The following is a 23,765-nucleotide window of genomic DNA, read 5'->3' as shown; positions in this document are numbered from 1 at the left end:
ATGAGATGAACGTCCTCTTTTGATCGGGCGCATAGCAGTTATTCAGAGTATCCATTCAAATAATCAGCCTGGATTATAACCCTAACAGCTCTCGCTTGGCTGCATCCGGATCATGTACGACCTCAATCTCATGGTTGAAGATTAATGTTGCACGATCCTGCTCATATTCAGGCCAGTTCACACCTGCAACTTCAGGTTGACCATTCTTAGCAAAGGAAATCCAGGCATCCTGTACCTTGAGGGCAAGCGCCGCCGCAGCTTCATCCGGCTCTGCATTCATGAATTTGAGGACATGCAGTGTATTAAACACAAAGAACATTTCGATGCTGTGAATCGCTCTTTTTAACAAGGGATGTTCCGGCATCACCCAATCAAATCGATACATCCACACCGGGGCATACTTCTGCTGTGCCGCAGCATATTGCAGCGCTGACCGCCAGAAGAACATATCGGTCATGACTTGGGCTTGTCCATCTGCCGTTTTTGGATAACTATCCGCGATGGCTACCCGGTTCTCCAGATCTGGCGTCATAAAGTCTACGCCCTGAACCATATCGATTTCTTTTGAAAAAGGTACATGTGGCTGGATAAACAGTGCACCCTCGTGTAATGTCGTACCAATCAGCACCGGAATATCCTGCGCTGAGCCTTCGCTCACTGCCTGAAGTGGCACCTGTGGTAGTGTCTGCCCATCCAATACAGGTTGGAAGAATAATGCCATACCTGCCCCGCTCTGCTGTTTGACCGTTTCACCGGCTGCAATAATCTGCTCTACAGGAATTGTATTTAACTTCTGCAGGTTGTCCCCGTCCACCCCAAGAATCTTTAACATCCCTTCCCGCAACGCTGAAGCTTGCTCTGCCGGCATGAACTGGGAAGCACCACTCTCCATAATGGCACGTCGGAAGAGTCCTTTGGCCGATGGCATCGCCATCAGTGCTGCAATACTCATGCTGCCTGCTGATTCGCCGAACACCGTAACTTGATCCGGGTTACCACCAAAAGCAGAGATATTATCCTTCACCCACTGTAATGCCGCAACCTGATCCAGCAGACCTGCATTGGATACATATGAATCACCTAATGGAGCCATATGCAGGAATCCCAAAGGTCCTAATCGGTAGTTGATCGTCACAACGATGACGTCCCCCCGAACCGCTAACTGTGTACCATCATACATCGGCTGGCTACCTGAACCTGTTACAAAGGAACCACCGTGAATCCATACCATGACCGGCAGTGGTGTTGCTCCTTTTTCCTTAGGTGCCCAGATGTTCAGATATAAACTATCTTCTGACTCATTCGGAATTTCTGTCTGGCCTTCTGGTTGATGATTTCGTGGTTGTATATTCTCAGGTCCAAATTGATTGGCCTGTCTGATTCCATCCCATGACTCGGGCTGTACCGGAGCCTTGAAACGCAGCTCGCCTACCGGAGGTTTCGCATAGGGAATGCCTTTCCATACGCTTGCATCGTGCAAAAGTTCGCCTTGAACGGTACCATATGTCGTTTGAACCTGAAGTTCTCTCATGCCACTTCTACTTCCTCTCCGTAAATAGGTTAAATTAACGAGTACGTGCATATCATGTGTACTTATTTGAGTATAGTTTGTAGTCATACCTATTTACAACTTTACCCAACTCTAGCCTCCCCTGCTACGTTTCACGTGGAACTTTATATAATTATTTATGGAACTTAACCTGTCTCTAGATATTATATTTGTGCCCAAAAAATTACTAATTAGTAGGTAATTTGACTCAAAGGAAATTTCACCATATAGTTATAGTTTACTAACTACTGATTAAGGATGAGAAATATGAATTTAATTAAAGATTCCCCTCTAGTAATTCCACAAAATTGGAGCTCAAAGTCTTCTTACTCTCCAAAACAATGGCTCGATTGGCAAGCAGACTATAAAGCAAATGTAGCTACTGAACTTAAAATGCAAATTTCTCATATTGAATTGAAAGAGAGACTATACCTAAATAGAAAAATATTAGACCTTTTTAAATTTAAAATTGGTATGTTACAGGGACAACTTTTTTATTCACATCTCTTTTTTCTAGCGGATTCAGAAGGAATTGTCCTGGATATTATTGGAGAAAATTCTCTCCATAGTGGACTTAGACCTTTAGTCGTTAACTTAGGAAGTTCAATGGCAATGAAATCAGCAGGGGTTAATGCAATTTCTATTGCTTTAGAAACTGAAGAAAATATATTCCTTAAAGGTGACGAACATCAACTGGTTCCTTTTAAAGAATGGCTATGTCTATGCTGCCCAATTAAAGTTCAAGGGAAATCGATAGCCTTTCTGAACTTCTCTCGTTCAACGCCATTTGTTTACGATAGTATATTTGCTCTAGTCTCCTCCATTGTCTCTTATATTGAATTCGAACTAGAAAAGAATTTGAATGATCATAATCGAGTACAAGCTTTGTTCAATACATACGGATTTACCAATAGAGAATGTGAAGTTGCTACATTGTGGCTACAGAATAAAGGAGCACTATATATAAGCGAGAAATTGGGGATTACTGAGGGAACAGTTAGGAATTTTGTGAAGAAAATCTATATGAAATGTAGTGCTAATGATCGTGGAGGTTTTATACAAAAGTTCTATCAAGCTTAAAAAAGACTTTTTTCTTCCAAGGAATCTAGGAATATATTTTAATTGAATAAAAATTATAATTCAAAAACCTGCTTCTGGTTATCAGTTAAGCAGGTTTCTTTTTTATCCCGTCTTTGAGAAACACCAACTCCCTATTGCGGGAGAACACTTTACAATTCTCTTGTTTTAATAAGGAGTACTTGTTCCTAGTTAAACAATAGACTTGGTTCAAAAGAATCCAGAATTACGATTTACTGATTATTTTCTTGATTTTCTGAGCTTTAGAAACTCTACAAGAATAAATGAAATTATAAACAAGAGTACAATTAAAGAAAAAATAGCCAACTTCTTCTCTTTTAAAAAAACATATATAAGATTAATAAGTGGGATTAACAATAGAAAAACTCCGTAATAACTTCTTTTTTTCATTTTTTCTCCTTAGTACTTTGTTCTTGTGAACTTACATTAGTGCAACTAATGCATTTCAACTCATATGAAGTATCATCCCTGGAATAAAGGATTTAGTTTTAAAACAATAAAAATTAAACTACAATTAAAGGCTATAACAGTTTAGGTCCCTGTCACAGCCTTTAATTGTAAGTTTTAATTCTTGAACTGCATTAAAAAAATTTATCCAGGAAATTACCTAATTTATATCCTAAGCCATAGGATTCTTCTGCAAGAGTAACAGTGCTTTTTATAAAAAAATTAAAAGTATTAAAGATAATGATTGCTAACACTGGTATAATCACCGGCAATAGCCATTTACCATATAAATCCCAATTTATTTTACTCAAGGAAAAGTCCTCCCTTCACAAAAAACAATAAAATTCGGTGAAATGATATTAAAATTTCACCGAATTTTATTGTGATGATTAATCTCTAAATGCGTCCCAAACTCCGAAGCCGAAACTTACAACAGCAGTTCCTCCCGCGACAACACCCAAAACTTTGACTGCTCCAATAATTACTGGGAGTATGCCTCCATCGGTTTCTAAAAGTTCTTCTTCATTCATAGCTTGAAATTGAGTATTATGCTCCATTCTGAACTCTCCTTGTATCTATATAAGTTAAACTATCATCTACACTTAGCGGAAAGAACAGGAAATACCTGAAAATGTGCAGCGTTTAGGAAATTAAGAATCCCGTCTGTCATCCTACTCTATGTAAATAACCTTAAGTTCAACTTATATAGTTTTAATAATTACTTTTTGAACTGACTTTCGAGGTAGTTACCAAAATCATTTCCGGCTTTCCAACTGGTTACAACCAAACTGTTAAAACCTTTGACTGTACCTTCAACCATGGCAGGAATAGCCTTTCCAATTGATTCTGCAACACCATCCAACCAACCACCCCCATTAGTTTCATTCAGGTAGTCTTCAGTCAAGTTTTTAAATCCTTTCACTTCCATTTTATCACCTCCTTTATGTTTATTTTAAATGCGATTCAATATAAGATCCGAATTTATGGCCCGCATTATAAGAAGTTTCTGCTACTGAAACTAAGCCCTTAACAGCTCCTTCATACACATTAGCAATCGATTCTCCGATACGGTAAAAAATATTTCCTCCATTTGTGTATTCAAGATCCCTATCGTTGAGTTCTTTGAATTCCATAGATTACCCTCCTTGGTAATTGCTTGCAATATAACATCTCTTGTTTCTATTTCTGTTTCCAAATTTTAGTGATACGGATTAAAAATAATGTACAATAAATAATTTTATAGTCATATATCCAATATTAGATATATAGTATCTCTTACATTTGTACTATTATGTGTATTCACTTTGAAAATCATATCTATATTAAAAATATAATCTAATCAATTTCCTAAAGGAGGAACGTATGGCTTTATTCAAAAAATACATTATTCAAAAACAATATGACCTAAAAGACTGTGGTGCAGCATGTTTAGCCACAATATCGCGGCATCATGGTTTAAAGATTCCACTTACTCAAATACGGGATATTGCTGGTACAGACAAACAAGGAACCAGTGCATTGGGTCTAATAAAAGCAGCAGAACAAATGGGATTCTCCGCAAAAGGAGTCAAAGGAAACCCAGAAGCTTTCTTCAGTGAATTCCCACTTCCTTGTATCGCCCATGTAGTTATCGATCAGAAGCTACTCCATTATGTAGTTATACATAAAATCACGAAGAAAAAAGTAATTATAGCTGACCCAGCAAAAGGAATTGTAAAGTATAGTCCTGAAGAGTTTTTTAAAATTTGGACTGGCATCCTTATTTTTATGGTTCCAACCGCGCAATTTCAGAAGAAAGATGAAACACAAGGTGCTTTATCACGATTCTTCACCCTATTACTCCCACAGAAACGCATGTTGCTGGGGATCTTTTTTGCGTCATTGTTATATACGGCCCTAGGAATACTGGGGGCATTTTACTTCAAGTTCTTACTTGATTCCATTGTCCCTTATAGGTTAGAGCAGACCTTGCAATGGATTTCAATTGGTGTCATTGTTCTAACATTATTGCAGACATTATTAAATGCTTTTAGAAGTCACTTACTATTGTATTTAAGCCAGAAGCTCGATATCTCTTTAATTCTTGGATATTACTACCATGTTCTGAGATTGCCTCTCTCCTTTTTCGAGACCCGTAAAACAGGCGAGATCATCTCACGACTTCTGGACGCATCCAAGGTTAGAGACGCAATATCAAGTGCTGCTCTAACCATAATGATTGATTCTCTGATGGTTATAGCAGGCGGGATCATCTTATATACTCAGAACTCCTTCCTCTTTGGCATAACGGCAATTATGATACCACTATACGCGACAATTGTTTGGGGATTTCATCGCACATTTGAGAGACAAAATCGGGAACAGATGGAACAGAACGCAATGCTTACTTCATATATTGTAGAATCAGTCAATGGCATTGAGACCCTTAAAGCTTATCAAGCTGAAAGAGAAGCCAATTTGGAAACTGAAAAGAAATTCATAAAATTACTACGTACTCTTTTCAGGTTTGGGTACTCTAACAATCTTCAGGCTACTTTAAAAGGAACTCTTCAAGGCGTCGGCGGGATTGTTATCCTTTGGATTGGAGCTAACGAAGTCTTAAAGGGACAATTAACGATGGGACAACTGATTACGTTCAATGCTTTGCTTGCATACTTTATAAACCCTATTTTAAATCTGATCAACCTACAATCTTCACTACAAACGGCTGTTGTTGCAGCAGATCGGTTAACTGAAATTATGGATTTGGAACCTGAAAAAAAAGAGTCAGATGAAAGCAATATTAAACCATCATCACTGAAGGGATCCATTGACTTCCGAGACGTACATTTCCGTTATGGAACAAGACAATCCATCCTGAATGGTGTATCTCTACATATTGACAGAGGAGAAAAGGTTGCGCTAGTAGGAGAGAGCGGTTCTGGTAAGACAACCCTAGTTAAACTATTACTTCGCTTTTATGAGGCGGAAAAGGGAGAACTGTTGATTTCTGAAAATAATATAAAAGACATATCTGTCGATTCGCTTCGACAGAAAATAAGTTATATCCCACAACAAACGTTTTTCTTCAGCGGTACGATTAGAGATAACCTTTCTATGGGAGCTACATCGGAGATTGAAATGGATGAAATTATTGAGGCAACTAAGCAAGCAAGTGCTCATGATTTTATTAATCAATTGCCCATGCGTTATCAGACAAATCTTGAGGAGAACGCATCCAATTTGTCAGGAGGACAGCGTCAGCGACTGGCTTTGGCGCGTGCGTTACTTACCAAGCCTGACATTCTAATTTTGGATGAAGCAACTAGTAATCTGGATACCACCACGGAAAAAGCCGTATCAGATACGATACATAGCCTAGATGATATGACGATGATCATTATTGCTCACCGCTTGAGTACGGTTATGCGTTGTGATCGTATCTTTGTAATGGACAAAGGTACAGTAGTAGAAGCTGGAACACATGATCAATTGTTACAACAGCGAGGGAGATATTATGAGCTTTGGAAAGATCAGTTACCCGGAATAGATACAGAAACTAGACAAAAAGAGAGTAGTACTCTGCCTAAGTTGGAACACACGGGGGCGATGGTATGAGTCTTAAACTTCTGAATCCTGAAGAGTTGATAGATAGCAGAGAAATGCTAGAAAAGAAATCACCTGCATTTATTAGCTGGTTTCTTATATTACTTACGTTAATATTAGTCATTGCTTTTATCTGGAGCTGGAAAGCTCAGATTGATGTAGTTGTTAAAGCTCCCGGAGTAGTGAAACCTAACGAGAAGATATCCAAAATTGTTAATAAGGCTACAGGAAGTATTTCAAAAATATATGTACAACAGGGACAACGAGTTCAGGCTGGTGATAAGCTATTTTCTATTCAGACAGGAACTCTTAAAAGCGATAAAACTCGTTTGCAAAATGGTTATAAGGAAACAGAGCAGAGATTAGCTGGACTTGAACAACTCTCTACAGCACTTTCGTCAGGTAATGATACAATGACGTCAAACAAGACAGCAAGCGCTCTACTGGGCAATGATAATCCAGTACAAAACAAGTTAGAATTGGATATTTCCAAAACGATTGCTGATCAGATTGAGACGGATAAAACCATTGCAAATAAACGGCTCCTGCTCAAAAGTCTTAATTACGGAAGAAATTATTTAAACTCTGGTTCCGTGGAATATGAACGATATGAGAACTATAGCCTAAAGGTATCTCAGAATACATTGGCTGAAACACAAATTCAGGAAGAGTACAAACGAGCGATCTTTAACGGTGATGAACTCACCACTACTGCGGCTACAGAAAAGCTAAAAACGAACAAGCTACAAATGGAAACTAATCAAAGTGAATTTAGATACACAATACAGTCCGAGTTAGAAGATGCACTGAAACAAAAACAAACGCTGAAAAAACAAGAATCTGACTTGTACGTTCAGTTGCAGGATAGCATTGATGAGTTACGAAAACAGAAAAAGGAACTCCATAGCCAAATTAATACAATTCGTTCCAATTTGGATAATTATACGGCCACAGCACCTACCTCAGGAGTTATCAATACCATAAACGAAGTAGGTGAAGGACAGCTTATCCAGGAAGGATTGCAAGTCATGGATGTCGTTCCCGTAAATAATACGATCTATTCCATTCAAATTGCTATGAATCACCAAGATATTGGAAGAATACATGAAGGAGATCCTGTGCGTTTTCATTTTGCCGCCTTTCCCTTAGAAGAGTACGGTTCTGTCTTTGGCAAAATAGATTTCATTAGTAGCGATGCTTTAGTAAACCCTCAAGATGGTTCTACTTATTACGTGGTGGAGGCCTCTCTTGAATCAATACAACTAAAAGATGCCCTTGGTCAGCAGGAACAGATCAAATCAGGTATGCAAACGGAAGCTCATATTATAACGGAGCAGAAGTCAGCACTACAATGGCTCTTAGAGAAAATGGATTTCTGGACTAAATAACTTAATAAAAGAGTCGCCCTTCTGAGCGACTCATCGGGACTATCGAGAATATCTCGATAGTCTTATTTACTTATTCAACTAATATGTGTATTTAACTACCCTTTTACAGGATAACTTACCGTAAACTCAGCACCCTCAATCCATTCGCTCGTAACAAAGTTCCGCCCCTTTACAACCACTCGATCCTTATAAACCTCCACATGAAGACCTTCGCTGCCCTCCAGATGTTCATCCTGATCCGTCCATAGATACCCTACAGACGACGCATTGAACATGGTTGGCATGTGGCCTGCACCATCGTACATCGTATGCTGTGCTTCCAGTTGCCAATGGGTATGACCGGAGAAGAGAATCACTTGCGGGTAATTGGCCAGAAGGGCCTTGAGTTCCGCATCCTGATTCACACCATACCAGCCTTGTTCCTTCATCGATCCTGCTACCGTATCCATAAGCGGCTGGTGTAAGAAAAGGAAGATGGGATGATCTAGTGTTGCATGCTCAGACAATTTGGCATCCAGCCACTCCAATTGTTCAGCCGACATATCACAATCCTTCGGGTGAGGTTGCTCGGTGCCCAGGAAAATATAATGATACCCATCAATCCAATGATCGTGGTATGCGCCCTTCATGCCTGTTGTCCCTTCAAAATCACTTAATCGACGCTGCCATAACCCTGCGACTGTAATGGGGTCCACTCTTGAAGAGATCGGTCCCCCGTCTTGGCCCTCCTGCTCAGAAGTTACAGCAGACAACGTATAGGTCCCGCCGGATAGTTGCTCAATTAGTGCAGCTGATTCAGCAGCGGTTTGTTTTGTGACCAGTTCCATATCTGCTTCCTGCTCCAACAACTCGGCTACTTCACCTTCTTTCATCTCAAGCAAAACGATCGGCGGATCTTGCCATACCACGGCTCCAATATCATGGTTACCTACCGTGTACCGGATGTCCGGCAAACTCTCCGCATGTTGCTTCCATATGCGTTGCAACTCACGATATTCGCTCGGCAGCCCCCGATCCGTCACATCGCCCACATGCATAATCCCGCTGCTCCCCTGACTAAATGTAGCTATGTCGGCTAATGCTTGGTCCAGATGCCGGTTATGAATATGGTCTGCCTCATCTCGCACATGTGTGTCCGTAATGACCTGGAAGCTAACAATAGGTTGCTCCGGTGTATGTTCATTTTTCATCAAGAATCACTCCATTTCAGTCCAATAATGCCAATCAGAATAAAACCGATCCAGACCATCGACGTGAGCCGCAGACGTTCACCAAAATAGTAATGCCCTACGACGCCAATAAGCGTAATGCCCACGCCAGACCAGATCGCATAGGCCACAGCCAGCGGCATATACTTCACTGCAAAATTAAGAAATGTAAAGCTTGCGCCATAACAGACAAACATCAACACCGAAGGCCATAACCGCGAGAATCCATCCGATACTTTCAGCAAAATGGTAGCGCTCAGCTCCAGCCCGATGGCCAGTGCCAACAGTACCCAACCCAAGTAGGCGTGACTGTTTGTCATCGATTCAGCCCACCATTCAGCAATTCATGGAAGGATTGAATCGTTCTATCCGCCAAGCGGATTTTTCCCGGTTCTCCAATGCCCATCCTGTACCCCGCACCAGCGGTTCGTGCCATCTCCATGTCTCCGTCCGTATCTCCAATGACCACGGTATACTGCACGGATACACCCAACCGTTCACAGGCAAGCAGTAGCATATCGGGAAAAGGTTTGCCCCGCTCCACCAGATCTGTACCAATCACCACGTCAAAAAAGGAATCCAGTCCCATCCACTGTAAATGTTTAATTGCACTGGGTGTATCATCTGCCGTCACGACACCCATAGCGACACCTTCGCTACGGCACTGTTCAAGGAATTCTTGAACTCCCGGTAACGGACGTGCCGGACGATGCTGTTCCATCTCTTCCTCCGCTCGCGCCAAACACTCCCGAACCATGATCTTGGCTTCCGCCCAGCTGAGACCCGCACGATATCCATGCCACGTCAGCACGGCATACACTTCATCCATCGTGCCCATCGCAAGTGGCCCCCGCACGTCATACCCATTCATCCGGCCTTGGTCATCGTGGAATGTACCCCAGATCTGTGGGAATTCCTCTGTATTGATACGAAGTCCCCTGGTCGCCAACTGGTCTCTGAAGTCGTTCAACACACAATCGGTCCAGAATCCCCACATGCCCGTAAAATCAAGTAATGTCCCGTCCTTGTCGAACAAAACGGCTTTAATCGGATTGGGTAATCCATCCACATACGTTTCATCTTGCATTGGTTAAACTCCTTGTCTGCGATCTTGTATGAACGGAAAGGACGGTACAGCATGTACCGCCCTTATCGCGTGAGTCAATTGCCTGTATACGTTTCTTATTTCGTTACCCTATCCAGTTCCTTCTGTGCTTTCTCTTTCGCTTCCTTCAGCGCTTGTTCTGCTGGCATATTATTGATCTGTACCTGATCAGCTGCATCTTTCAATGCATCATTGATCTTGCCACCCGTTGGATCCTGGAATGGAGCCGAAGCGTGAGCTGCCTGTTGCAGTGGTACGGTGATCTGTGGATTTTCCTCACTGAATTTCATGAACTCTGGATCTTGTTGGGCCGATTGACGTACTGCGATATATCCGGTGTTCATGGACCATGAAGCTGTGTTCGAAGTTTCAGAGAAATACGTAAGCCATTTGTATGCTGCCTGTTGTTGTTCAGGCGTTGCAGCTGACGGAATACCTGCCGAAATGGCACTTGCTACCGGTTTTCCTTCACCAATACCTTCCCAGCCTGGTTGTTGCATCGCAGCGACTACGCTAAAGTCCAAGTCGCCTTGGTCACCACTAGATCCGGTATAACCTGCTGCTTTATTTTTCATCACATCATCAATCGTTTTGTACCAGTACTCCCAGCCCTGACCTCCATAATGAATGCCCATAATCTTGTCTTCGTTAATCCATTTACGGAACAAGTCCCATGTCTCGATCCATTCCGGAGAGTCGATCATAACGGTTTTGCCATCGTCGCTAAGAATCTGTCCGCCCATACCCAGCACGGCATCAATCATATTGTCTCTACCCCACATCGGTTCCCAACCGTAGAAGGTGGTCTTGCCATTTTCTTGTTTGCTCATCTTCGCAGCCGCCTCAGCCAGCTTCTCCCATGTCGTCAGAGTTGCTGGGTCGATTCCGTTCTCCTTGAACGTATCCATACGGTAATACATGATCTGAGTTGTACCGTACATTGGCAAAAAGTATTGCTTTCCATCCACCTGTCCCTGGTTCAGGAATGTCTGAATGAAATCGTCTTTCTTAAAATTCGGATCAGCTGCAATCATCTCATCCATGGGTGCATAATATCCTTTGCGTGCCCAGTCTATATTGGAGCTGAGTACAGCGGCTGGAACCTTCTTAGAAGCAATTGCTGCTTGCAGCTTCTGTTCCGTTTCCGTGTAATCTGCTTGTACAATCCCTTTTACAACGACTTCGTTCTGGGAGGCGTTGAACGCATCAATCGTCTTTTTCATGTTATCGCCCAGATTACCACCCAGACCATACCAGAACTCAATCTCCACCGGATCTTTCGCCTGAGCTTCGGTTCCACTGGCAGCAGCCGTCGCGCCTGATTCTGCGGGTGCTTGTGTTCCACAAGCGGTCAGCAGTGCAAAGCTGGTCGCAAGTACCAGCGACATGCCACCCTTCCAGTTCAACCTCAATCTCTTTTTCCATGTCATGCTTGCCTGACTCCAATTCATTGTTGTTCCTCCCGTTTTAGGTGAATGGTAGTGCATATCAGTTCTTGTTAACACCAGCCGTAATATTCACGCTCTGCATGATCGTCTTCTGGGTGAACAGGAAGAGAATAAGTAGAGGTGCGATGGTGAAGGCACTCGCAGCCATAATCTGTGGCCAAGCAAGTCCATATGCCCCGCCTTCTACAAAGAAGCTACGCAGACCCGCCGATACCAGCTGTAAATCAGGGTCTTTGGTGATGAGCATAGGCCAGAAATAGTTGTTGTACTGTTCAATAAACGTAATCAGCACCATCACGGCGAAGCTTGAGCGAACAAGCGGCGTAATAATCGTCCAGAGAATCCGGAAGTGGGATGCACCGTCCAGTTGTCCGGCTTCCACCAATTCATGAGATACCTGCATGAACGCCTGCCGGATCAGGAAGATCGAGAACACGCTGACACAGTTGGATACAATCAAGCCGGTGTAGGAATCCAGCAGATTAAGCTCACTAAGCACCAAGTAACTAGGCAGATACACAGCCGTACTCGGTATCATATAACCCACCAGAATCAGGGATGTCAGTACACCTTTGAGACGGAATTTCATATGTGTCAGGGCGTACGCCATCATACTGGAGTTGACGATCTGAAATAAACAGATGGCTAAGGCTACCCCGGTACTGTTCAGGATGTAACGGGCAAATGGTGCCGCATTCCAGGCATCCACATAGTTGCTCCACAGGAACGTCTCCGGCCAGAAGGTCGGCGGAAACTGCCAGATCTCATCATTGGTTTTGAACCCGCTAATGACCATCCAATAGAAGGGAAAGGCTGTACCCAGCGCGATAATGGCTAACAGAAGGTAGCGGATTAATTTACTTATTTTAAAATTCGGTTGTGACACGTTCTGCAACTCCTTGCGCTTCATCCGTTTAGACTTTTTGTTGGGCAATGTCATTGTCATTAGTAGTGCACCAGACGTCTGCCAAGCAGGAAGGATACTCCCGAGAGCAACACGCAGATCAGAATGATCACAACGGCGATGGACGAAGCTTCACCTACGTTAAAGGATTCGAATGCAGACTGGTAATACATGTACAGCAACGTTCTCGTTGATCCTGCCGGTCCACCCTGCGTCATGACATTGATCTGGTCATAGGCTTGCAAGGACTGGATGGTAAGAATAATTGAGAGAAAAAACGTCGTTGGTGAGATCAGCGGCAATGTGATACTTCTGAACTTATCCCAACCGTTTGCACCATCGATTGAAGCTGCTTCGAGCAGATCGGAAGGTAGATTTCGTAGCGCAACGAGATAAAATACCATCGCCCACCCAATCGACTTCCAAAGCGTGACGATCAGAACGGCAACCAGTGCCCAGTCCGCGTCACGCAACCAGCCGATCGGAGATACGCCAACCCAGCCCAGCATAAGATTAGCGAGCCCCACTTCGGGCTCAAAGATCCAGGACCACGCAATGGACACCGCAACTGTCGGGGTGACCCAAGGTGAGAAGAGTAATGTCCGGAAGATGCCGGATGATTTGATCTTGCTATTCATGAGCATCGCAAGCGCCAATCCGCCCACAATGGTTGGGATTACACTCCCCAGTCCGAATAACAAGGTGACTTTCAATGACCGATAGAATTCAGAGTTTGTCAACAGATAACTGTAATTGTCCAAACCAACAAACAGCTTGTCCGGGCTCATGAAGTCCCAATCGGTGAAACTGAGATAAACGATATATCCCAGAGGTCCCAGCCAGAAGATCAGCAATGGGATTAGAGCTGGCAGCGTGAATAGTACCGCCTCAGACTCCCTCCATAGTTTTAAACGCAAATCCCCCACTCCTTACTGTCCAATTTTTCTTTAATGATTGGGAATTTTTGAGTATAATCAGCTTTATATTTATTCTGTACAAAATTGATTGTACACTCGTATTGAAAATTCTAATTCCGGCTTATGTTAAAATTGGAGCAAGTCATGTAAAATATGAGGCAGCTAGTGGGAACGCTATCATAAACCAGAGGTGACATTGTGGGAAAAGAAACCGCCGGGAACCCGAATCATTCTTCGTTACCTGATCGGCATGCGCTGAGGGAGAGAGTCATTGAGGCCATCGCCAATACGATGGATCTATATGGGGTTAATCATACGTTTGGCAAATTATACGGCATCATGTATTTTGAGGATCGACCGATGACACTTGAAGAGATGAAAAACTCGATGAATATGAGCAAGAGCAACATGAGCTATGCGGTTCGTTCGCTTACAGAATCACAGATGATCTATAAACTGGAGGAAAAGAAGGAGCGCCAGGATCAGTATCTGGCTGAGACCGACTTCTATCGTACGTTCCAGAATTTCTTCGGGGCCAAGCTCCAACGGGAAGTAGATGTTATGTTAGAAGGCATTCGTGAGGTCATTCCTGACCTGTCGGCAATGATCCTTTCGGAACATACCTCGTCCAAAGATCGAGAGGATGCACTGCGTGATCTGCACAAACTCCAACATGCGGAGCAATACTACGTCTGGCTACAAGGATTCGTGGATCAGTTGCGAGATGGTAAGTTTTACGAGAATGCTTCACACACGCCCGATAAAGAGTAGTACAACTGCGTAAACAGAATAACTAATGGGTGACCAAGCGCTAACAAACCTATACGATCTGACATACCATTGTTGAGTCACACTAAACCGCAAAAAGAAGCTGTTCCTAGCCAATGTATGGCTTTTGGAACAGCTCTTTTTTTATTCTATCTATTGTATTGTCATATCCTATCCGTTTTTAGGGGTTCTCTTTTCCATATGCTACTGCGTTAATGACCCCTTTTTTTCTTTTAAAAATATTACTTTTGCGCTGCAGCTTCGATATTTGCATATGCCCAGTGTGTTGCTGGCACATCACTGAACGTTGGCGTAACTTCGCCAGTTAGTGGTGTGCGGTTGAACAATACATTCAACACTTTCACGGCTTCCGCACGTGTCAGCTTGCTATCCGGTTTGAATGTACCATCGTTGTATCCAACCATCAGGCCAGCGGATTGTACGTATGCAATCGCCTCTGCTGCCCACAGGTCTGCGGATACATCTGTGAAGGACACTGCTGTACCATTCACGGTTGTTGCACTCGCTTGTTGCTGCGTCCAGCGATACGCAATCGTCGCCATCTGTGCACGGGTGATCGAACCTTCCGGTGCAAATTGAGTGTTGCTCATGCCGTTCATGATGCCAGCGGATTGAGCCTTTTGAATCTCACTTGTTGCCCAGTGTGTCGCAGATACATCCTTGTAGCTCACGCTATCCACGGAACTTGCTGCTTCAGTTGGAAGATTTCGAGCCAGCATGGCTGCCATCTGTGCACGTGTTACGAATGCATCTGGGCGGAAATCTGTACCAAATCCTTGGATGTACGGTTGGTGTGTACCTTGTGAAGCTTTCAGTCCATCCACAACAACGAGGGTGAACGTGCTGAATTTTGTTACGGTAAATTCGATGCCTTCGCTGTTATCCGCGAGTTGCACCAATTTGCCTTGAATCAATTCTTTTGTGCCGTCACTGTGTTCGATATAGATCGCCAGGTTGTCCAATGCTTGCTGACGCGCAGCCGGATCAGTTGGCAGACTGTCACGCAGTGGCAATGTGAGTGTCACTTCACGGCTCTGCATATTCGTGTCGATCTCTACCGGACGAGCCAGTACACGAACATTCGTATTCGGAGCAACTTGTTGAATCAACTGTTCTTTCTTCGCACGTTCTTCAACTTCTTTGCGCTCCGATTCCTTTTTCAAAGGTACAACGCGGAAGTACAAGTCTTGATCGAATCCGGCTATGGAATTCGTCGGAACGGAAATCACTACATTTTCAGTGGAAATCTCCAGCTTGAGCGAACCATCATTCAATTCTTTTACCGCTGCTTTAGGCAGTTCAATGCGTGTCTCGGACACGGAATCTTTGCTATCTGGAATAACAATGCGTGCGGTGTTCATATTCAATTGCTTCGCTTTTTCCACCGATTCCTTGGCAATGGCTTCGGTCATTTTCACCAGATCTTTGATCGTGCCGTTGGTTTCGGTTGTGCGGGTGATTGGTGTTTTGGTCAGGTTGGTGCCGTTTGTTCCATTAACGTCAACCACGATCTGCTCTTGTTTCGTTGTTGGTGCAGGTGTAGAGGTTACTGGTGTAGATCCTGCACTTCCACCGCCAGTTGATGGTGTAGGTGTAGGTGTAATAATAATGATCTGATCAAAGAAACGATCGAATGCTGTCTGCACTTCGCTAATACTGCTGTATCCGTTAGCAGGCTTGCGATCAAGCATCCATTGAGCCAGTTTTCCCATTCGAGTATCATCTTCTACTAGATCCTTCATAGCATTCAACTTAAGTAGGAATGGTTCGAAAGGCTCCATCATCTCAGTAGATTGCTGGAAGCTGTATAGCATCAGCATGGCTTTCTTCATCTCGCTAACGTCTATAGCATCATTAATGTAGGAATAATTCATGACTAACATTAATGATGCACCGTAAACCTGTTCGATTGAAAGATCCGAACCCTGAAACAGACGTTTTGCAGTATAAGCAAGCAACTCTTTATCCACATTGGATGCATTTAAATATTTTTGACCTAACTCTTTAAACATTTCCATCCCTGGATATTCAAAGTACTCTGTTGACTCAACAAAAAGGGAATAGAACTCATTCAAATGCTGTTGGAAAATAATCTTGTCTGTTTGTTTGATCGTCTGGATGCCTTTATACCCAATTTCTACAGCATATTGCACTTGTTTCTTAAGATTATAGGTATAGTCACTCGGTAAAAAGGTCATTACCACATTAGCTATGGCTTTCTTCTCCTCAGGTTGGAGAGTGTCAAAGCCAGCCGGAAGATCCAACCATTCCGGTTGAGTAATTGCTCCCAGGATAGCATCAGTATTCTTCGTAGCTCTCGCTTCGTTGATAACTCTCAAAGGATCTGCTGGATTAAAGAACTGATCGAAACTTTTCTGGATATCTTCTACTGAAGCAAAGCCACCTTGCGGCATTTTTCCAATTAGCCAATTAGCCAGTTCTGTCATTCTCTCCGAATCATTGTGAATAGATTGCAATTTATCAAAGTCTAATGGATAGGCTACTGCACCAGATTCAGGGTTATCATTGATAAACTCATCAATAGACCCTTTAAAGAACTGGTTAAAGCTCAACGTCTCTAACATCAATTCCGCGCCTTTTGCTTTATTGATTTCAGGATACCCGGTTATCCCAAATATTACTTGGAAAAATGCGTTGTCTAACTCAGTTGATCCCTGATTACCATGAAATGAAATTAAGGTCATTTGGATAAAATGAGAAATTAGTTGTCGATCAACACCGCTCATTTCTTCATACTTCACACCCGATTTATACATCATTTCTGTGGTGTCATTGGTGAAGTAGTTTTTAGACTGGCTCAACAGATTGTAGACCAGATCCATTTGAAATTGTATAGCGAACAAGTCCGTATTACTGATTAAGATCATGCCTTGATATGCCAAGTTAAAAGTATATTCTAATTGTTCCTCACTAGAATACGCTTCCCCTTTTGGCAAAGTAGCCACCAATCTCGCTATCGCTTCTTTCTCTTGTATAGACAACCCAGAATAACCAAGTGGCAAAGTCTCAATCAGGTTCCCTTCCAGTACCTCCTGTATTTCGCTAACAGATCCCTCGCTGATGGCATAATTTAACTTCTCCATAGGTGTCATCGGATTCGCTTGAACAGGTACTACAGCGACAACTTGGATTAACATCAGCAACACCAGTACTGCACTGATTATTTTCCTCGCATATGTTTTCATTATTTCCTCCTTGAGCCTCCCAGCTCGAATCATTTATACTTTTCATTCTAGTACTTTGGTCTGAACGGATTCTGAACAATTGGTGTAAAATCGCGAAAAAACATTAAAATTCCGTATTTTTTTCGTGATTTTTCAACAATCCCCCTATGAAATTCATCTTTTCTTGCATTTTTCTGTATTTATTTTAATCTATAGACCTATGCATTTCTTCTCAGTATGTAGAATTTTACGAGGAATGCGAAAGCGAAAGTGAGTGAGTATGTTAATCTTTAGGATTCGTTACAGCAAAGTTTCTGTCTAATACATTCATTGGATTGTATTCAAGTTCGTTAAACTGCAAAAGGCCACCCCCAAGGACAATGTCATTAAGTTTAGCTTAAAGAGAAAACTGAGAATAAAATGAAATCTGAAACGGCATGGGAAAAAGTCCCGTGTCGTTTGTTTTTTTTGTATGCAAGGAAAAAAGCGTACAGCAAACAAACGGATGGAGGATCCGCTTAAAAAAGTGTTCACACGAATCGAATTTATGCTACTCTGTAGACGAAGCTAACCGATGATTTATAACCTATTTTGCGCGTATTCTGCTGCCCTGGTCGAATGGGTCGAATCGGCAAAACGTTTTTGCGAATCAGTGCTTCAACATCGGGCGGGGGGTCATCGTCTCTTGAGCGCAGGAAATGTCTACAAACATGAACGGCAACCGTGAAGTTGACTTGGTAGTGGTACTGTTTAGCTTTTTGGGAAATGACGACGTGCGAGGTCATCATTTCTGCAAAATTGTACATGATCATTCTTGCAAAAATCTCTTGGATGACGGACTCTCGTCTCTTTGCGTGAAAATGGGTCAGACCGACGGTGTATTTTAATGCCCTGAACGAGGTTTCAATTCCCCACCGCATGTTATAGATGGACCTGAGTTCATCGGGTGGAAAATCTGCGTCAGATAAATTCGTAATAACGGTCTCATAAGCGCCATCCGGCAGGACAAACCGAACGACTCGAAAAGATATGGGGTAGTACAGATGCTCCTTCAAATCTAAGAAATCAAAGGTAGACTTAGAAGGGATGAACTTGTACATTTCGGGATGAGCTTTGATCTCTTTGGTTTGTTTTTTAGTAAGCACTAGATGAACCTCCTGATCAAACGAACCGCTATCGGGTAAACGCAAGCCCGAGAGAATACCACTGGAGGCCAGATCTTTTACTCGAATGACATAGCTCCACCCTTTGCGTTCAATATGTGCGAAATTGTTGTAACTTTCATAACCTCGATCGGCAATGACAATGGTTTTTCCCTCGATGCAGGAACGGTCAACCATATCCCCTAACGCTTTTCTCTCATTACTTAATCTTCGCGGTTGAACAATCGCATCCACGTAAAGTCTGTTGCAAAGGTCATAGGTGGCGTTTAAATGCAGCAGATTATAGCCTCTTGCTTCCGGTTGACTTTGAAAATAGGTGTCGGTATCCGCAGGGTCAGTGGCGAAATGCAAATCCGAACCGTCAATGGCGAGTAACCGATACCCTCGGTAGTTCTTGAGATCCGTATACGATTGCGTAAATTCTTGAAACAAATATGCCATTGCAGACGGCAAGATTTTATTTCTCTGTTGGACAAAAGCAGAAGAAGTGGCCGTATTTACATCATAGCCCTGTGATTCCAAGAGTTCCTTGTATAAACTGTTTCCGCCCATAGAGATCAGTAGTTGCATAACCGTTTCAAACGGTAACTTCTTCTTACGGGTAAAATCTTTTTCAGGATTTTTGACATAAGGTGCTGGTGCAACTGACATTTCTCGTATGAGGGAGGTCAGTTTTTCTTTTAGCGAATTCGCATATTCATTCATTGGCGTAACCCCCTCGTTTTCCAAGGGCTTCGCCACACCTTTTTACCTGCTTGTCAAGTCTTTTTTCTTATTTCACACAAAAAAGAGCAGGCTATCTTTTCGATAACCTGCTCTTTTTATTGATTTTTGGTCCTGTTCCTTATCTTAATGACATTGCCCCCAAGGATGGCCTTCTTTATCTACTTTGATAATATTACTTTTGCGCTGCAGCTTCGATATCTGCATATGCCCAGTGTGTTGCTGGTACATCACTGAACGTTGGCGTAACTGCGCCAGTTAGGGGTGTGCGGTTGAACAGCACGTTCAGCACTTTCACAGCTTCAGCACGCGTCAGCTTGCTGTCTGGTTTGAATGTACCATCGTTGTAACCAACCATCAGGCCAGCAGATTGCACGTATGCAATCGCATCTACTGCCCACAGGTCTGCGGATACATCTGTGAAGGACACTGCTGGACCATTCACGGTTGTTGCACTCGCTTGTTCCTGCATCCAGCGATACGCAATCGTTGCCATCTGTGCACGGGTGATCGAACCTTCCGGTGCAAATTGGGTGTTGCTCATGCCGTTCATGATGCCAGCGGATTGCGCTTTTTGAATCTCACTTGTTGCCCAGTGTGTCGCAGATACATCCTTGTAGCTCACGCTATTCGCGGAACTTGCTGCTTCAGTTGGAAGATTACGAGCCAGCATAGCTGCCATCTGTGCACGTGTTACGAATGCATCTGGGCGGAAATCTGCACCGAAACCTTGGATGTACGGTTGATGTATACCTTGTGAAGCTTTCAGTCCATCCACAACAACGAGGGTGAATGTACTGAATTTTGATACGGTAAATTCAATGCCTTCGCTGTTATCCGCGAGTTGCACCAATTTGCCTTGAATCAATTCTTTTGTGCCGTCACTGTGTTCGATATAGATCGCCAGGTTGTCCAATACTTGCTGACGAGCAGTTGGATCAGTTGGCAGACTGTCACGCAGTGGCAACGTGAGTGTCACTTCGCGGCTCTGCATATTCGTGTCAATCTCAACGGGACGAGCCAATACACGAACATTCGTATTCGGAGCAACCTGTTGAATCAACTGCTCTTTCTTCGCACGCTCTTCGACTTCTTTGCGCTCCGATTCCTTTTTCAAAGGTACAACGCGGAAGTACAAGTCTTGATCGAATCCGGCGATGGAATTCGTCGGAACGGAAATCACTACATTTTCAGTGGAAATCTCCAGCTTAAGCGAACCATCACTCAGTTCTTTTACCGCTGCCTTAGGCAGTTCAATACGTGTCTCGGACACGGAATCTTTGGTATCTGGAATAATAATGCGTGCGGTGTTCATGTTCAATTTCTTCGCTTTTTCTACCGATTCCTTGGCAATCGCTTCGATCATTTTCACCAGATCTTTGATGGTACCGTTGGTTTCGGTTGTACGGGTAATCGGCGTTTTGGTCAGGTTGGTGCCGTTTGTTCCATTAACGTCAACCACGATCTGCTCTTGTTTCGTTGTTGGTGCAGGTGTAGAGGTTACTGGTGTAGTTGTGGACGAACCTCCACCTGTGCTACCACCCGGGTTAGGCGTTGGAGTATTTCCATTATCCGTGCTGCTATCACCATTCTGTGTAAAGACAAACTTCACAGCGCGGCCTGGCAGTTCATCGCTGATTGCTTTGTAACGAACCCATACCGTTTTGTTGCCGCTAAGGTCCATTTTTTGAATGAAGGCAACATCAATCCAGTGCAGCTTATTGTCAAAGGAAATCTCCATCGTGCTGTCCAAGCCCGTTAGGGTGTTATTGATGTCATTGCCCTTCACATCAGGAGCCGTAAAGAATCGATTAAATACATATTGCAGATTCCCAACATCCTCATAGCTGTCTTGTTCATTTAGGACCCATTCAGCCAATTCCTTCTGGCCTTCAGGACTGAGTTCTGCCCTTTTGGATAAATCAAGAGCGCCTCTAAGATTAAATTTGTATTTGCTGAAGAATGCTTCACCTTTACTCTGATCTTTCATTGCTTTATCAAGCCATTGATCCATTCGCGGTATAGAGGTAGCTTGCTCAAATGAATCGATAGGCATAGAGAGGAGATTCAGGACAATATCAGGATCAACAATATCCCCTTTAGACACTCCTTCCAACCTTTCGAATGCAACTAGATGCAAGTAATTATATGCCAGTACACCTTTATCTACTTTGCTACGTTCCAAATGTTGTTGTCCAAGGCTGCGTAACACATATGTCTGTTGGTCATTAAAGTGATTAGGTCCATTTACTAATTGCTGAGCGAGCAGATCCAGTTTATTCCTAAGAACACTGAATTCCCTCTGCTCCCAAACAGATTGTGCCAATACACCAAGTTCCATCATATATTGGACCTGTTCTTTGTTTTTGTAATCTTTATTTACATAGTCGATCAGGAATCCCGCAATGAAATCTCTAACCTGCAAAGACAAGGCACCGTATCCATTGGGTAAAGTAATACCCAGATCCGGATCTTCCATAGCCATTCGCATAGCCGCTATATTACTGTTGCTCTTTGCAGTATTTAAGACACTCAATGGATCGCTTTCGTTATCATCCGGGAAAAATTTATTAAATGCAGTCTGAATTTCTTCAAAACTTGCATATCCACCAAGTGGTCTTTCACTAAGCATAAGATCAGCCAATTGTTCCCGTTCTTCGTTTGTAAGATCGTGCACTTTACCTACATCCAAAGGAAAACTTCCAAGTGGGTTTTCCGGGTGCTCGGAGTTGTATGACTCGACATCTGATTGAATGTCATATATTTTGTACAACGATTTCAACATACTTTCTGTCGTTTCAGTTCTATTTATAAATGGAGTATCATCCACTGCGGTTTCCATATAAGAAAGAATTTTTCTTATTTCAAGGTTTATTCTGAGTTTACTTTCTAATAAAAAGGCGATCATACGTCTATCAATCATGTCAGATTTGAGATACAGGTTTATACGTTCATAGTATCCATCTTCGGCACTAGGATAATCAAAATGCTTTATCCGCTCTGCTAATTTCCCATAAAACTCATCAAGTATTTCTCCTGAGGCTGATCCACCAATTTTGCGAGGAAGTTCAAGAGCCAGCATAGCCAATTCCACCATATATTGAACTTGCTTTTGGCTCGTATATCCTTGAGCTGTCGGTGGCTCAATTCTTAATAAGTAGTAAGCAACTGCCTCCTGATCTTCAAAAGATAGGGATTTAAAATCAGGTACTCCAAATTGCTCATTGTTAAACAACACCACAGCTTCCTGGATGTCTTCTGGGTTATCCCTGTTCGCCCTCTTTTTAAACTCGTTATATTGAGCCAACCAAGTTGCATCCATGAAAAACGCATCAAATTCTTTCTGAACTTCGGATACCGTTCCATAACCATTTTGCGGCTTATTATCAATCATCCATTGAGCCAGTTCTACTCTCTTTTGATCATTTTTTTCAATGGCCTCCATTTTCTCCATCTTAACTGGAAAAGGGACTATACTGGAGTCCATGGAACTCATCATTCTGGTCATTCGATTATGTTTCATCATGGAGTCTAGTGCTTCGTCCATATCCGATACATTGTTAGGAGTATTAATTGGTCGATATTCATCCATTAGTGTTTTCATAAAATCAAGCTGTGAACCGTAAGGTACAGAATCTTGTGATCTGTTTATGGAAGCCCCAAACATAGCAATATTCATATACATTGGTTTATCGGCACCGCTCAACATGTTATAGACAACGCTTGCCTCAACCATTGGCTGTGCTTCGTCATACGGTAGAAAACCTCCCGCCTGACTATACAATCCATATACCTCATCCAAAAGATATTCTGCATTATTTGAATTCATCACTTTAGGCATTTTTAACAAGTTATATAGGAGTGCAAAAACATACTCAACTTGGCTTTGACTCTCATAATCTACCTCACGTGGTAGCAAAAGAATTATTCCTCGAGTCAGTTCTTTCTTTTGCTTATCATTCAGCAGGTTATAGGTGGTGGAAATATCGGTCATATCTATTAAACTGCCGCTCTCCAACATACCCTGAACTTCTGGAATAGCTACTTCAATATCCTTATCTGAACTTCTGATTTGGTTAAGTTGTTCCAACGTAGTAAGTGTGTCAGCACTTGCAACCCCACCCACACTAACCACCTGTAATAACAAAACAGCAATTAAAAAGCAGCTTATCAGCTTTTTATAATTCATGTACTTGATCCTCCCTATCTCATGTTTTTTACATATAAATTCAATTCATCTGATACGTAAGGCCTAT

General features: G+C 42.7%; 18 protein-coding genes. 4 read left to right on the top strand and 14 right to left on the bottom strand.

What is annotated here, in order from left to right; translation table 11 throughout:
* Nucleotides 1–73 precede the first annotated feature (73 nt).
* Nucleotides 74–1,531: a carboxylesterase/lipase family protein gene (locus tag MHB71_RS26120; protein ID WP_340028070.1), complete on the bottom strand. Its 1,458-nt coding sequence runs from the start codon at nucleotides 1,529–1,531 to the stop codon at nucleotides 74–76.
* A 285-nt stretch (nucleotides 1,532–1,816) separates the two neighbouring features.
* Between MHB71_RS26120 and MHB71_RS26115 the strand changes: the two genes are divergently transcribed.
* Nucleotides 1,817–2,629 carry a LuxR C-terminal-related transcriptional regulator gene (locus tag MHB71_RS26115; RefSeq protein ID WP_340028069.1) on the top strand — a complete coding sequence of 271 codons (813 nt, stop codon included), beginning with the start codon at nucleotides 1,817–1,819 and terminating at the stop codon, nucleotides 2,627–2,629.
* A 599-nt stretch (nucleotides 2,630–3,228) separates the two neighbouring features.
* Here the strand turns inward: MHB71_RS26115 and MHB71_RS26110 are convergent.
* The 4 genes from MHB71_RS26110 to MHB71_RS26095 all read right to left on the bottom strand — a co-directional run bounded on the left by MHB71_RS26110 (nucleotide 3,229) and on the right by MHB71_RS26095 (nucleotide 4,227).
* Nucleotides 3,229–3,405, bottom strand: a complete 177-nt coding sequence (locus MHB71_RS26110) for a hypothetical protein (RefSeq protein ID WP_340028068.1) — start codon at nucleotides 3,403–3,405, stop codon at nucleotides 3,229–3,231.
* Between the two features lie 78 nt (nucleotides 3,406–3,483).
* Nucleotides 3,484–3,651 carry a class IIb bacteriocin, lactobin A/cerein 7B family gene (locus MHB71_RS26105; RefSeq protein ID WP_340028067.1) on the bottom strand — a complete coding sequence of 56 codons (168 nt, stop codon included), beginning with the start codon at nucleotides 3,649–3,651 and terminating at the stop codon, nucleotides 3,484–3,486.
* Between the two features lie 161 nt (nucleotides 3,652–3,812).
* Complete coding sequence (locus MHB71_RS26100) at nucleotides 3,813–4,022, bottom strand: hypothetical protein (protein WP_340028066.1); 210 nt, start codon at nucleotides 4,020–4,022, stop codon at nucleotides 3,813–3,815.
* Nucleotides 4,023–4,041: 19 nt separating this feature from the next.
* Complete coding sequence (locus MHB71_RS26095) at nucleotides 4,042–4,227, bottom strand: hypothetical protein (protein ID WP_340028065.1); 186 nt, start codon at nucleotides 4,225–4,227, stop codon at nucleotides 4,042–4,044.
* Nucleotides 4,228–4,456: 229 nt separating this feature from the next.
* Between MHB71_RS26095 and MHB71_RS26090 the strand changes: the two genes are divergently transcribed.
* Together MHB71_RS26090 and MHB71_RS26085 are read left to right on the top strand one after the other, a co-directional pair.
* Nucleotides 4,457–6,691: a peptidase domain-containing ABC transporter gene (locus MHB71_RS26090; RefSeq protein WP_340028064.1), complete on the top strand. Its 2,235-nt coding sequence runs from the start codon at nucleotides 4,457–4,459 to the stop codon at nucleotides 6,689–6,691.
* Nucleotides 6,688–8,067, top strand: coding sequence for an HlyD family efflux transporter periplasmic adaptor subunit (locus MHB71_RS26085; protein ID WP_340028063.1), 1,380 nt, complete (start codon nucleotides 6,688–6,690; stop codon nucleotides 8,065–8,067). Before MHB71_RS26090 ends, MHB71_RS26085 begins: the two co-directional genes overlap by 4 nt.
* A 95-nt stretch (nucleotides 8,068–8,162) precedes the next feature.
* On the opposite strand, the gene MHB71_RS26080 is transcribed toward MHB71_RS26085, so the two are convergent.
* The 6 genes from MHB71_RS26080 to MHB71_RS26055 form a co-directional block, all read right to left on the bottom strand.
* Nucleotides 8,163–9,257, bottom strand: a complete 1,095-nt coding sequence (locus tag MHB71_RS26080; RefSeq protein ID WP_340028062.1) for a metallophosphoesterase — start codon at nucleotides 9,255–9,257, stop codon at nucleotides 8,163–8,165.
* Complete coding sequence (locus MHB71_RS26075; RefSeq protein ID WP_051447260.1) at nucleotides 9,257–9,595, bottom strand: multidrug efflux SMR transporter; 339 nt, start codon at nucleotides 9,593–9,595, stop codon at nucleotides 9,257–9,259. Before MHB71_RS26075 ends, MHB71_RS26080 begins: the two co-directional genes overlap by 1 nt.
* On the bottom strand, nucleotides 9,592–10,362 hold the full coding sequence (locus MHB71_RS26070; protein ID WP_340028061.1) for an HAD family hydrolase: 771 nt from the start codon (nucleotides 10,360–10,362) through the stop codon (nucleotides 9,592–9,594). Before MHB71_RS26070 ends, MHB71_RS26075 begins: the two co-directional genes overlap by 4 nt.
* 95 nt (nucleotides 10,363–10,457) lie before the next feature.
* Nucleotides 10,458–11,831, bottom strand: coding sequence for an ABC transporter substrate-binding protein (locus tag MHB71_RS26065; protein WP_340028060.1), 1,374 nt, complete (start codon nucleotides 11,829–11,831; stop codon nucleotides 10,458–10,460).
* Between the two features lie 37 nt (nucleotides 11,832–11,868).
* Nucleotides 11,869–12,714 carry a carbohydrate ABC transporter permease gene (locus tag MHB71_RS26060; protein WP_223199815.1) on the bottom strand — a complete coding sequence of 282 codons (846 nt, stop codon included), beginning with the start codon at nucleotides 12,712–12,714 and terminating at the stop codon, nucleotides 11,869–11,871.
* Between the two features lie 59 nt (nucleotides 12,715–12,773).
* Entirely contained in the window at nucleotides 12,774–13,649 is an 876-nt protein-coding gene (locus MHB71_RS26055) for a sugar ABC transporter permease (protein WP_036671737.1), read from the bottom strand.
* A 198-nt stretch (nucleotides 13,650–13,847) separates the two neighbouring features.
* Here MHB71_RS26055 and MHB71_RS26050 point away from each other — a divergent pair, with 198 nt between their 5' ends.
* Nucleotides 13,848–14,420: a transcriptional regulator gene (locus MHB71_RS26050; RefSeq protein ID WP_036671739.1), complete on the top strand. Its 573-nt coding sequence runs from the start codon at nucleotides 13,848–13,850 to the stop codon at nucleotides 14,418–14,420.
* 239 nt (nucleotides 14,421–14,659) lie between these two features.
* Here the strand turns inward: MHB71_RS26050 and MHB71_RS26045 are convergent, their stop codons facing one another.
* The 3 genes from MHB71_RS26045 to MHB71_RS26035 all read right to left on the bottom strand — a co-directional run bounded on the left by MHB71_RS26045 (nucleotide 14,660) and on the right by MHB71_RS26035 (nucleotide 23,698).
* A complete protein-coding gene (locus tag MHB71_RS26045) occupies nucleotides 14,660–17,644 on the bottom strand; it encodes an S-layer homology domain-containing protein (RefSeq protein ID WP_340028059.1) in 2,985 nt (994 codons plus the stop codon).
* 524 nt (nucleotides 17,645–18,168) lie between these two features.
* A complete protein-coding gene (locus MHB71_RS26040) occupies nucleotides 18,169–19,491 on the bottom strand; it encodes an IS4 family transposase (protein ID WP_340028058.1) in 1,323 nt (440 codons plus the stop codon).
* A 193-nt stretch (nucleotides 19,492–19,684) separates the two neighbouring features.
* Nucleotides 19,685–23,698 carry an S-layer homology domain-containing protein gene (locus MHB71_RS26035; RefSeq protein ID WP_340028057.1) on the bottom strand — a complete coding sequence of 1,338 codons (4,014 nt, stop codon included), beginning with the start codon at nucleotides 23,696–23,698 and terminating at the stop codon, nucleotides 19,685–19,687.
* Nucleotides 23,699–23,765 lie beyond the last annotated feature (67 nt).

The sequence above is a fragment of the Paenibacillus sp. FSL H7-0940 genome (assembly GCF_037979415.1).
In the GTDB taxonomy this organism is placed as follows: domain Bacteria; phylum Bacillota; class Bacilli; order Paenibacillales; family Paenibacillaceae; genus Paenibacillus; species Paenibacillus amylolyticus.
The sequence above is the reverse complement of the archived record's forward strand: the minus strand, read 5'-3'. Positions and strand labels throughout refer to the sequence as shown.

Bases quoted from the DNA above. Each gene is read 5' to 3' on its own strand.
- MHB71_RS26070 (WP_340028061.1), bottom strand. From the start codon at position 10,362: ATGCAAGATGAAACGTATGTGGATGGATTACCCAATCCGATTAAAGCC.
- MHB71_RS26105 (WP_340028067.1), bottom strand. From the start codon at position 3,651: ATGGAGCATAATACTCAATTTCAAGCTATGAATGAAGAAGAACTTTTA.
- MHB71_RS26095 (WP_340028065.1), bottom strand. From the start codon at position 4,227: ATGGAATTCAAAGAACTCAACGATAGGGATCTTGAATACACAAATGGA.
- MHB71_RS26075 (WP_051447260.1), bottom strand. From the start codon at position 9,595: ATGACAAACAGTCACGCCTACTTGGGTTGGGTACTGTTGGCACTGGCC.
- MHB71_RS26045 (WP_340028059.1), bottom strand. From the start codon at position 17,644: ATGAAAACATATGCGAGGAAAATAATCAGTGCAGTACTGGTGTTGCTG.
- MHB71_RS26090 (WP_340028064.1), top strand. From the start codon at position 4,457: ATGGCTTTATTCAAAAAATACATTATTCAAAAACAATATGACCTAAAA.
- MHB71_RS26080 (WP_340028062.1), bottom strand. From the start codon at position 9,257: ATGAAAAATGAACATACACCGGAGCAACCTATTGTTAGCTTCCAGGTC.
- MHB71_RS26120 (WP_340028070.1), bottom strand. From the start codon at position 1,531: ATGAGAGAACTTCAGGTTCAAACGACATATGGTACCGTTCAAGGCGAA.
- MHB71_RS26065 (WP_340028060.1), bottom strand. From the start codon at position 11,831: ATGAATTGGAGTCAGGCAAGCATGACATGGAAAAAGAGATTGAGGTTG.
- MHB71_RS26085 (WP_340028063.1), top strand. From the start codon at position 6,688: ATGAGTCTTAAACTTCTGAATCCTGAAGAGTTGATAGATAGCAGAGAA.
- MHB71_RS26100 (WP_340028066.1), bottom strand. From the start codon at position 4,022: ATGGAAGTGAAAGGATTTAAAAACTTGACTGAAGACTACCTGAATGAA.
- MHB71_RS26040 (WP_340028058.1), bottom strand. From the start codon at position 19,491: ATGAATGAATATGCGAATTCGCTAAAAGAAAAACTGACCTCCCTCATA.
- MHB71_RS26035 (WP_340028057.1), bottom strand. From the start codon at position 23,698: ATGAATTATAAAAAGCTGATAAGCTGCTTTTTAATTGCTGTTTTGTTA.
- MHB71_RS26115 (WP_340028069.1), top strand. From the start codon at position 1,817: ATGAATTTAATTAAAGATTCCCCTCTAGTAATTCCACAAAATTGGAGC.